Below are 9,924 nucleotides of genomic sequence, written 5' to 3' on the forward strand. Positions count from 1 at the left end.
CCATAGTCACGGGCTCAACAAAATTGACAACACTTAATTTAGCACCAAAAACAGCTGAAAACTTTTTTGCTTTCTCCACAACTTTGCTGCAAGCTTCACTCATATCCGTTGCAAATAAAAAATGTTTATATTCAGTCATGTTATAGCTCCCTCAAAGTTTTAATTTTATTTTAGTGCCCTAAGGTCCGTAGGTCTAGTACAGACTTATACTACACTAATGGGTTAAGGGCCGAATAACGCTTTGGGGAAACTCATGCCAAAACACTGTACAGCGGTGACATTTATCCTTTTTTTATCTAGCTTTTCTGTCATGTTAGCTGGCTGTAGTCACCTTGTTGCCAGTGATCAAGAAGTCCATGAGGCTCAGCAAAAAGAACTCGCCGCCCAAATTGAAGAAATCAAACAACAGCGCGAAGCATTAGAACTCAGCCAGTATCTCGCTCAAAAGAGCAAGCTGGATGAAAAGCATCAACTCGAACAAAAGTTATTAAATAGCAAATGGCGACAAACCTTTGAAAGTCAAAATAAGCAACAGCAAGCTTTAACTGAAAAACAATTTAAAATTCAACAATCACTTGCCCAAATTGACAATGAGCGTACAGAGATTAAAAATGAAAAGGCCACAGAAGCCAAACGCCAGCAGGCAATAAAACAGCGTCACACTGAAACCGCCGAGCAACACAGTACTCTCGAAAAGTCCTTAAAACAGCAGTTAAAACAAATTAAGCAACAAGAGAAAAAATAAGCAGCGCACAAAAACGCGATAGAAAACGCTTTGAACAAGAAAAACGCATACTCATGCGTAAGCAACTTGTCGAAAGCAGTGTTATTTTAGAAAAGGAAGAACAAATTAACAAAAAAATAAAACAATAGAAAACTTAAAAAACAGCCATAAAAACAAAAAGAATCTCTTGAAAAAAACATCAATTACTCAGTCAACAAGTCAAACAACTGCAACAAGAGCTAATATCGCAAAAAAATCAATTTTCAACCAAACAAAATGAGCTAAAAGCTCAGCAAAAAATACAGCACGACTTAGAGCAACAAATCAAAGACCACAAGCAGCAAATTGCTTCACATCAGTCTGACCTACACCAGACCAAGCAGCAGCTAAAAGATCAGGCTGTTTTACTTCAAGAGCAAAAAGACTTAGAACACCAATTAAAAGCCTCTAAGATACAACAACAAAAACAAAAGCAACAACTTGCCAACCAGACCAAAGCAATACAAAGCTTACAAGACAAAATACGAAAACTAGAGTCAGAAAAAATGCAATTACAACGTGAGCTCAAAGACGCTAAAACAAAACCCATTACAAATTAGTTTAAGCTAACAATAGAGCTGACAGCCTTCTTAAAAGCCAGTATGATAACGGGCAAAGCAGTAGGAGGCCTTATGAAAATATCACATATACGCCGCGAATATTCCGGCCAAACGCTCACCTTAGAAAATTCAGCAAAAAATCCAATTGACCAATTTACCACTTGGCTAGAGGAAGTCACAGGCACAGAGGCTACCGACCCCACTGCAATGACGCTCGCCACCGTGGATGCGAACGGCCACCCAGACCTTAGAATTGTCCTTTTAAAAGGAGTCAGTGAACAAGGTTTTAACTTTTTTACAAATTATAACAGTGCCAAAGGCCAAGAACTCACTCAAACTCCTCATGCCGCCGTTAACTTTTATTGGCCCAGCCTCACTCGCCAGGTTAAAATTCGCGGTAGTGTTGAGAAATTAACTGAAAGTGAATCTGACCACTACTTTAAAAGTCGTCCCAAAGGCAGCCAAATCGCTGCTATCGCCTCTCCACAAAGCCAAACAATTGACCAAGAACAACTTCTGCAAGACTTTAAAATTTTAGAAGAAAAGTTCCAGAACCAAGATGCACCCCCTCGCCCTGGCATTTTGGGGAGGTTATCGATTAATTGCAAATGAAGTCGAATTTTGGCAAGGGCAAGAAAATCGCTTACATCAACGAGTCTTGTATCAATTAACTAATGGTCATTGGCAAAAATCAACGATCGCGCCATAACCTTAACAACACTAAATTCAATCGATCATGTATTTTGATACTTTATCGCTCAAGTCCTTCACCGTAAAGGGCTTGACGATATACTCAGTCACCCCTTCATTCACAGCCCTTACAATAGACGCTGTTTTCGACTCAGAAGTAACCATTAAAATAGGCGTCACGCTATCGCGTTCACGAATAAAGCGCAATACATCCAATCCCGTACAGTTTGGCATATGCCAATCAAGGATGATTAAATCAACCTGCTGCTCACCTGATTTAATAAGCTCCATCACCTCTTGCCCATCACGGGCGCGAATCAATGAAAGTGGAGTATGAGTTAAACGTCTTAGGACTTCACACTCGAGATCAGCCATCGCGGTTGAATCTTCTGCGAGTAATACCTTCATCAAAGCCCTCCTCTATGCGTTAAGGATAGCTAAAACAAGCGAGGTTGAAGTATCATGGGACACGATAGTGCTAATAAACAATAAAATTTAGTCCAAGCATGAGGAATGGAGAAAGATTCATGACAACAATATTGATCACCAACGCAACGATCATCAATGAGGGTAAAGCCACAGAAGCAGACCTTTTCATTAAAAATGGTCGTATTGATCAGATCGGCAGTGACTTAAACCATAAGCCAGCCAAACAAATCATCGACGCCAAAGACAAGTTACTCATCCCAGGCATGATTGATGATCAGGTCCACTTTCGTGAGCCCGGCTTAACTCATAAAGGCGAGATGCGCACAGAGTCTCGAGCCGCCGCAGCAGGAGGCATTACTAGCGTAATGGAAATGCCCAATGTCTCCCCACCAACAACAACATTAGCTGCGCTCAGAGCTAAGTTTGACCATGCTGCAAACCGCTTTAGCACCAATTATTCTTTTTATTTAGGCACAACTAACGATAACCTTGACCAAATTAAACAACTTAACCCCAATGAAGCCTGTGGAGTCAAAGTATTTATGGGAGCTTCAACGGGCAATATGCTCGTTGATGACCCTAAAATTCTCGATGAACTCTTTAAGGTCTGCCCAACACTATTGGCAACACATTGTGAAAATACACCGATGATTTTAGCCAATGAGCAAAAGTACCGCGAACAATTCGGTGATGATGTGCCAATGGGTTGCCATCCTGCGATTCGTTCAGAAGAAGCCTGCTATGCCTCTTCATCACTCGCTGTAGAGCTTGCCAAGCGCCATGACACACGCCTCCACGTTTTACACCTAACAACAGCAAAAGAACTCGAATTATTCACAAAAGGCGACCATAACAAAAAACGTATCACCGCCGAGGCTTGCGTACATCATTTATTCTTTAATGATGATGATTATGATACGCTCGGTGCTTTAATCAAATGCAACCCGGCCATTAAAACGGAAAATGACCGCCTTGGCATACTGAATGCCATTAGCGAAGATCTAATCGATGTCATTGCAACAGACCATGCCCCCCATACTTGGCAAGAAAAACAAAACAGCTATTTTAATGCACCTTCTGGTCTGCCTTTAGTTCAGCATGCCTTATTAAGCTTACTGGAACATCAACAACGTGGCTTATTCCCGATTGAAACTATCGTTAAGAAAACCAGCCATGCTGTTGCCGATATTTATCAAATTAAAGAGCGTGGCTATATCCGCGAAGGCTACCATGCTGATATCGTCCTAATTGACCCGAACAGCCCCTATGAAGTCTCTACGGATAATATCCTTTATAAATGTGCTTGGTCACCTTTCAACGGCTATAAGTTTAATAATACGATTATGTCTACAATTATTAACGGCAAGCTCGTTTATCATCATGGTGACTTTTATGAAGAAAATATCGGCAAGCCTTTAGAGTTTAACCGTTAAACTAAAGTTATTCATAATTGATGGTACTTTACCTCATTAAAGTACCATCAGTTTTTACTGCTTACATTCTAAACTAGACTCCTTATTTTGAAACTTTCCACTTATGTGATACTCAAGAAACAGATGAGGGTTATCAGGCTTAGCACGCTCCTGCTCACAGGCTCGACTTTCTAGCCAATTAGTTAAAAGTTCACGCAAATAATCGCGTTCATTTTTTGAAAAAGAGTTTGGCAAGTCGATACCATATTCATCTAGTGCATTCGCAATATGGCCACCCAGTGTATTTAATAAAAAGAAGTCCCTAAGCTCTTCAATAAACTTTATTGGACTAAAACCCTTCTCATCCTCAGCAAAATGGTATGCCCCTTTAATGCCTTCAGCAACAACTCTGGCTAAATAATCTTTCCTTTCCATAGTTAAATCAGATTCAAAAAACTGTGTACATACATCTTTCAGGCTGTAAAATCCATACAAAACTCCTGTAAAAATTCCGTGATTATAACCACCTTTAGAACTCAAAACCCCGTAATGCAAAGACTCAACAACTGCTTTATATATATTCTTTGGTGTTTGAAAAGGCCCTGGCAGGCTTTTCAGGTTATGAGTCACTAGAGTAGCAGGGAGTGTTGCATAAAATCCAGCAACAGCTCCAGATGCAAATCCGATCATTGATTTTGGCATTGACAAATCCCTTGTAAATTTAAAACTATTTTTTCCCTAGTGCTTTAAATTAATCGAAATGCGCTGCACAAAACAACATCACCAAACACTAAAACGGTATTATTAATTTATTCGCTAATATATCAATAGCAATCCCTTATATTAATCAACAACTCAACATTCATTATGATGTGACTGATTATTAGTAAAAAACAAAAATATAAACTTCTTGCACAAACTTCAAAGTTAGTATCTAATATGCGCAAACAATAGCAAGGATGTTTATGACGGTAAATTTACATATAAAAAACTGAAGTCACTACTGAAGTACAGTGTTAATCATAATCACCTGTAGCAGTTACTCATTTTTAATTAACCATTTAAAGCTAAAGAATAATAATGACTAAGCATTTATCTCTCCCTATACTTATTGGGCTCATGGTTGTCTCCGTAGACAGTGTTCGTAACTTACCTTCCCTTGCGCTTTTTGGCCATTATTTACCTGCTTTCTTCTTGGTCGCCGTACTCTTTTTCCTACTGCCTGTTTCATTTATTTCTGCCGAGCTAAGTGCTGTATTTTCTAAAGATGAGTGCAATGGCATTTATCATTGGGTCGCAAATGCCTATAACGATCATGCCGGCATGTTTGCAATATGGTCACAGTGGGGCAGTAATGCAATCTGGTTCCCTGCCAATTTACTTTTTATGTCTTCAACATTTTTAACGATTATTTCCCCTAATCTTGCTTCAAGCCATCTCATCACAACAATTATAATGATTGCTATATTCTTATTTGTGACACTACTTAACTTAAAAGGGGTTAAAGAATCTGCTGTAGTTGCTTTTTTATGTATGATCATGGGTGTTGTGATTCCAGTTATTTTGCTACTCGCCTCTTTTATTTTTTGGCTAATCAAAGGCTATCCATTACAATTTTTTCTTTCTCTCAGCCACTTAGTTTTTCCATTAAACAGCTCCAATATAGCAGCTCTTACCGCGATTATTATTTCATTTTTGGGCATGGAATTGTCATCAGTTCATGTTAGTCGAGTGATCAATCCTAAAAAAACTTACACACTTGCTATTTGGGTTGCAACCATACTTGTTGTCGCTATTATGTTCCTTGGCGCTATTTCTATCGCTCTTATTTTGCCCAAAGATAGCATCAATATTTATAATGGTCTTTCTGCAACTTTTTCAACTATTTTCTCTAAATTTAATTTAACAATATTAACACCTGCAATTATCATCATGATTGTGTTAGGTTCACTAGGTTCAGCTATTAGCTGGTCTATTAGCCCGGCCAAAGGCATGGCAGAGGCTGCACAAAAAGGCTTTCTACCTAAAGTATTAGCAAAAGAAAATAATGCCGGTTCTCCTTATAACATGCTTATTCTCCAAGCTATCATTATCTCTTGTTTATCACTTAGCTTAATGTTCTTTAATAATATTTCTAATTTTTACTGGATTTTAATTTCTTTGAACACAGAAGTTTACTTGCTCATGTACTTACTTATGTTTGCATCAGCAATAAAATTAAGAAAGAGTGGAAACTATAGTAAAACTATTATTCAAAGTGATTTTTTATTCTATATGATTGCTATCGCTGGCATCATTGGTACACTTTTTGCATTTATCGTTGGCTTTATTCCATCCAGTGCTGTTATTCAAGGGATGTCAACAGCAACCTATCTAACGATTTACATCGCTGGCGTAATTATCATGTGTTTACTGTTCTTACTATTTGTATTTTATAAAAAGCACACAGCTCCTGATAAATATAATAGAAACTCTATTGCCTTAGCTTCATCATAAAACTAAATAATTAACAGTAAATACACAACAAGGATAAGTCTAGTGATAAACGATCTTTGTGACCTTAACCCTGAGCTGCACATCAATAAAAGCAATATACTCAATAATTACAATATTTCTAAATCATTAAGCCCAAAGGCTAAAACGTTTGCTGTTCTTAAAGCCAACGCCTATGGTTGCGGCTTAAATAATATTGCTAATATTTTAAGAGACTGTGCAGATGGATTTGCTGTCGCACGCTGGTCAGAAGCAATCATGCTTAAAACACATTCAACTATTAAGCAAGACATTCTAGTGCTAACAGGACTATACAATAAAGCGTGTTATCAACAAGGGCTTGATCTAGGCATTTACTCAATGATAGGCAATGATTACCAGCTTAATCACTATATTAAAGAAATTAAACTATATCATAAACCTATTTACTTAAAAATTAATACGGGCATGAACCGATTTGGTTTTTCTTTAAACGAAGCTGACTTGGTTATTAACAAGCTTAAGCGTTCAGGCTATCAAAACATTATTTTAATGAGCCACTGCTCTTCGGCACTTGATCAAGACAGCGCTCACTATACTGAGAGTCAACTCAAACACATAAACTTTCTCGCAGAAAAACATCAATGTAAATTTACTATTGCCAATTCACCAACGGCTTTTTTTTATCAACAATTTGATTTAGGTTATATAAATAGAATAGGCACAGCTCTTTATGGTCATGAAATCAATCATTCTCAATTAAAACCTGCGCTCGCCCTTTTCGCTTATATACTCAATATTATCCATGTAAAAAAAGGTGACTATGTTGGATATTCAAGAGGTTGGCAAGCGCCTTATAATGCAAAAATTGCGATTTTAAATTTTGGTTATGGTGATGGCTTAACCCATTTTCCCAAAAAAGGGGCTTATTTACTGATAAAGAATACACCTTGCTCTATTCTTTCGTTAACAATGGATACTATGCTTGTTGATGTCACAAGCTGCCCTGAGACTCTCTCGATTTGCGATCAGATCGAAATATTTGGTAATCATTTTTCTCTTGAATCTTTTTCAAGCGCTATCGGCTTAAGCATGGATGAAATACTCACCCAATTATCTGCTAGAGTGCAACGTATTATTAGCTGATCTTATTAAAAATATTAAAATATTCTAAAAATAAAGGCAGAAAATATATATTCCACCTTATTTGATATATTTAAGCTAAATCCCTAAACCATCACTAACGAGCTGCTCGGAAAGCTGCTTTTTATGCTCACTCACCGTCGAGCTTTTAACGACCGCTTTTTTCTGGTACATCCTGGCGAATCAATACCGAGGCACCAATCACACTTTTAGCACCGACAGTCACTCGCCCCAATACCGTCGCATTCGCGAATAAAATCACATCGTCCTCAATAATCGGATGCCTAGGTTCATTTTTAGCGATATGGCTATGAGTTGACCCTCGCGCTCCAAGTGTCACACCATGATAAAAAGTCACTCGATCTCCGATGATTGCTGTTTTACCAACCACAACACCATGACCATGATCAATCACACACTCTTCACCAATCACAGCGCCAGGGTGAATATCAATCGCCGTTTGCCGATGTGCATACTCAGTCATCACGCGCGCGAGCAGCCCCGCGCCCAGATTAAGGAAAATATGAGCACAACGATAAACATTTAACGCATATAACCCTGGATAAGCAATCACCGCAGACAATACCGACTCACAAGCCACATCATTTTTATAAAGTGCTTGCGCATCTTGGTTACATTGCAAACATAGTTTTGGCAAAGCCTGCAAAAATTGCTCTGTGACCACTTGTGCTTTTTTCTTCACTTTAGCCAGCGGTAATAAACTATTCTCTGCCAAAGCAAGCTTCATTAAACAACCTACAAGCCTTTTGGCGATAACAGGTATACATTTTTTCAGCTAAAACGGCAAAGTGACAGTTATAAAGCAATTGCCTCAGCTCAATAATAAACGAGCCAATATTATCAACCGTTGGCAGATCATAGCTTTCTATATCAAACTCAAGGAAACTCTCCTCGAATTCAAAAGCTGCCAGCGCACTCTCTAAAGAAAATAACGCTGGACATGCTAATTTTTCATCACCAAAAATATTCATACACTTAGTCAAATAACCATGTGCTTAAATAGCGCTCGCCCGAACTTGGCAGAATAACCACAATGGATTTACCGCTATTCTCAGGTCGCTCAGCCACTTGAAGGGCCGCAGTTAAAGCCGCACCACTAGAAATACCTGCAAGTATCCCTTCTTTTTTTCGTTAGCTCATGGACCATATCGCCCGAACTCTCATTACTCACTTGAATAATTTCATCAATAATTTCAGTGTTCAAAATTTTGGGAACAAACCCAGCACCAATCCCTTGAATCTTGTGAGGCCCTGGCTCACCACCAGAAAGCACAGGACTATCCTCAGGCTCAACAGCAATCATTTTCACACTCGGCTTTAATGATTTTAAAACTTCACCTACCCCTGTGATCGTTCCACCTGTACCCACACCAGCGATAACAATATCGACTTTACCTTCAGTGTCTCGCCAAATTTCTTGCGCTGTTGTTTGACGATGAATTTCAGGATTCGCCAGGTTCTCAAATTGACGCATTAATAAGTAATCCTGGTGAGAGTTTGCAATTTCATCCGCTTTTGCGATAGCGCCTTTCATACCCAGCTCACCTGGCGTTAAGACAAGTTCTGCACCATAAGCAGCTAATAATTTTCTACGCTCAAGACTCATCGTCTCCGGCATGGTTAATACCAAGTTCACCGCTAAGCCTGCACATACCATCGCCAAACCAATACCCGTATTACCGCTAGTGGCCTCAACGAGCTTGGTTTCTTTGGTGATTTTCCCAGACTGCTTCGCGGCTTTAACCATACTTAATGCAATACGATCTTTCACGCTCGATGCAGGGTTTAGAAATTCAAGTTTTGCTAATAGCTCGACACCATAGTCTTCAGAAAAGCGATTAAGACGCACGAGGGGCGTATTACCAATAGTTTCTGTAATATTACTATAAATCGACATTGATCTACCTCACCTGTTTTACCGAATATCAGCCCAAATTCCTAAGGCTTTAAAAGTTACTGGCTACTTTGGCATACTGCCACAATTAAAACGTAAAACAAACTAAACATTTTAAAGAACCTTGTCTCAAATCAATCGTGCACCAATAACACAATAAAACATTAATCATAAGGTTAATGTCAACGACCAAACACCTAAATACGGTAAACTCACCAGGCGTGAAGCAGGACTATGAAGAAGGTAATTTTCATCAAACTCTTAGGTTCTGTTGACATTTTATAAATAAAATACAATGCTTTTTTAAAACTCTAAAAGAAGCCTTGCAAGCCCTTTTTGATGATTTTTCCAAACATGCTTTCTATTATCACAAGGAAAATTAAACGCTTAATAAAATTGGTTACTACCAAGTCGGTGATATTATATACTCTCCAATCCAAGCAAGTGATAAGAAGCCATGTCTTTTGGAAGGAATCGTTATGTCCACACTTACAAACCAAAAGCAATGTTGCAAGATTTATTCATGTTTACAAAACTACC

Annotated in this window: 12 protein-coding genes; 6 read left to right on the top strand and 6 right to left on the bottom strand. The window is 38.5% G+C overall.

Annotated elements, in window-relative coordinates; translation table 11 throughout:
• Window positions 1–139: universal stress protein (locus tag BGC07_RS23810; protein WP_158006864.1), on the bottom strand; the 139-nt coding region annotated here is incomplete at its 3' end.
• Window positions 140–253: 114 nt separating this feature from the next.
• Here BGC07_RS23810 and BGC07_RS04220 point away from each other — a divergent pair.
• The 3 genes from BGC07_RS04220 (at window position 254) to BGC07_RS21740 (ending at window position 2,032) form a co-directional block, all read left to right on the top strand.
• Complete coding sequence (locus tag BGC07_RS04220; RefSeq protein ID WP_069312082.1) at window positions 254–745, top strand: hypothetical protein; 492 nt, start codon at window positions 254–256, stop codon at window positions 743–745.
• A gap of 650 nt (window positions 746–1,395) precedes the next feature.
• Complete coding sequence (pdxH, locus tag BGC07_RS04225; RefSeq protein ID WP_235602920.1) at window positions 1,396–1,935, top strand: pyridoxamine 5'-phosphate oxidase; 540 nt, start codon at window positions 1,396–1,398, stop codon at window positions 1,933–1,935.
• Window positions 1,883–2,032, top strand: a complete 150-nt coding sequence (locus tag BGC07_RS21740) for a pyridoxine 5'-phosphate oxidase C-terminal domain-containing protein (protein WP_235602921.1) — start codon at window positions 1,883–1,885, stop codon at window positions 2,030–2,032. The genes pdxH and BGC07_RS21740 overlap by 53 nt, the downstream gene beginning before the upstream one ends.
• A 17-nt stretch (window positions 2,033–2,049) precedes the next feature.
• Here BGC07_RS21740 and BGC07_RS04230 read toward each other — a convergent pair whose 3' ends face one another.
• Window positions 2,050–2,421 (bottom strand): response regulator, encoded by a 372-nt coding sequence (locus BGC07_RS04230; protein WP_069312083.1) that lies wholly within the window; start codon window positions 2,419–2,421, stop codon window positions 2,050–2,052.
• A gap of 119 nt (window positions 2,422–2,540) precedes the next feature.
• On the opposite strand from BGC07_RS04230, the gene BGC07_RS04235 reads away from it, so the two are divergent.
• Window positions 2,541–3,875 carry a dihydroorotase gene (locus tag BGC07_RS04235; RefSeq protein ID WP_069312084.1) on the top strand — a complete coding sequence of 445 codons (1,335 nt, stop codon included), beginning with the start codon at window positions 2,541–2,543 and terminating at the stop codon, window positions 3,873–3,875.
• Window positions 3,876–3,929: 54 nt separating this feature from the next.
• Here BGC07_RS04235 and BGC07_RS04240 read toward each other — a convergent pair whose 3' ends face one another.
• A complete protein-coding gene (locus BGC07_RS04240; protein WP_069312085.1) occupies window positions 3,930–4,556 on the bottom strand; it encodes a hypothetical protein in 627 nt (208 codons plus the stop codon).
• Between the two features lie 417 nt (window positions 4,557–4,973).
• Between BGC07_RS04240 and BGC07_RS04245 the strand changes: the two genes are divergently transcribed.
• Together BGC07_RS04245 and alr are read left to right on the top strand one after the other, a co-directional pair.
• Complete coding sequence (locus tag BGC07_RS04245) at window positions 4,974–6,350, top strand: APC family permease (RefSeq protein WP_235603354.1); 1,377 nt, start codon at window positions 4,974–4,976, stop codon at window positions 6,348–6,350.
• A gap of 42 nt (window positions 6,351–6,392) precedes the next feature.
• A complete protein-coding gene (alr, locus tag BGC07_RS04250) occupies window positions 6,393–7,472 on the top strand; it encodes an alanine racemase (RefSeq protein WP_069312087.1) in 1,080 nt (359 codons plus the stop codon).
• Between the two features lie 145 nt (window positions 7,473–7,617).
• On the opposite strand, the gene epsC is transcribed toward alr, so the two are convergent.
• From epsC to cysK, 3 genes are all read right to left on the bottom strand, one after another.
• On the bottom strand, window positions 7,618–8,217 hold the full coding sequence (epsC, locus tag BGC07_RS04255) for a serine O-acetyltransferase EpsC (RefSeq protein ID WP_069312088.1): 600 nt from the start codon (window positions 8,215–8,217) through the stop codon (window positions 7,618–7,620).
• Window positions 8,192–8,461: a hypothetical protein gene (locus BGC07_RS04260; protein ID WP_069312089.1), complete on the bottom strand. Its 270-nt coding sequence runs from the start codon at window positions 8,459–8,461 to the stop codon at window positions 8,192–8,194. The genes epsC and BGC07_RS04260 overlap by 26 nt, the downstream gene beginning before the upstream one ends.
• A gap of 125 nt (window positions 8,462–8,586) precedes the next feature.
• A complete protein-coding gene (cysK, locus tag BGC07_RS04265) occupies window positions 8,587–9,387 on the bottom strand; it encodes a cysteine synthase A (protein WP_317135114.1) in 801 nt (266 codons plus the stop codon).
• Between the last annotated feature and the right edge of the window lie 537 nt (window positions 9,388–9,924).

The sequence above is a fragment of the Piscirickettsia litoralis genome, assembly GCF_001720395.1.
Classification (GTDB): Bacteria; Pseudomonadota; Gammaproteobacteria; order Piscirickettsiales; family Piscirickettsiaceae; genus Piscirickettsia; species Piscirickettsia litoralis.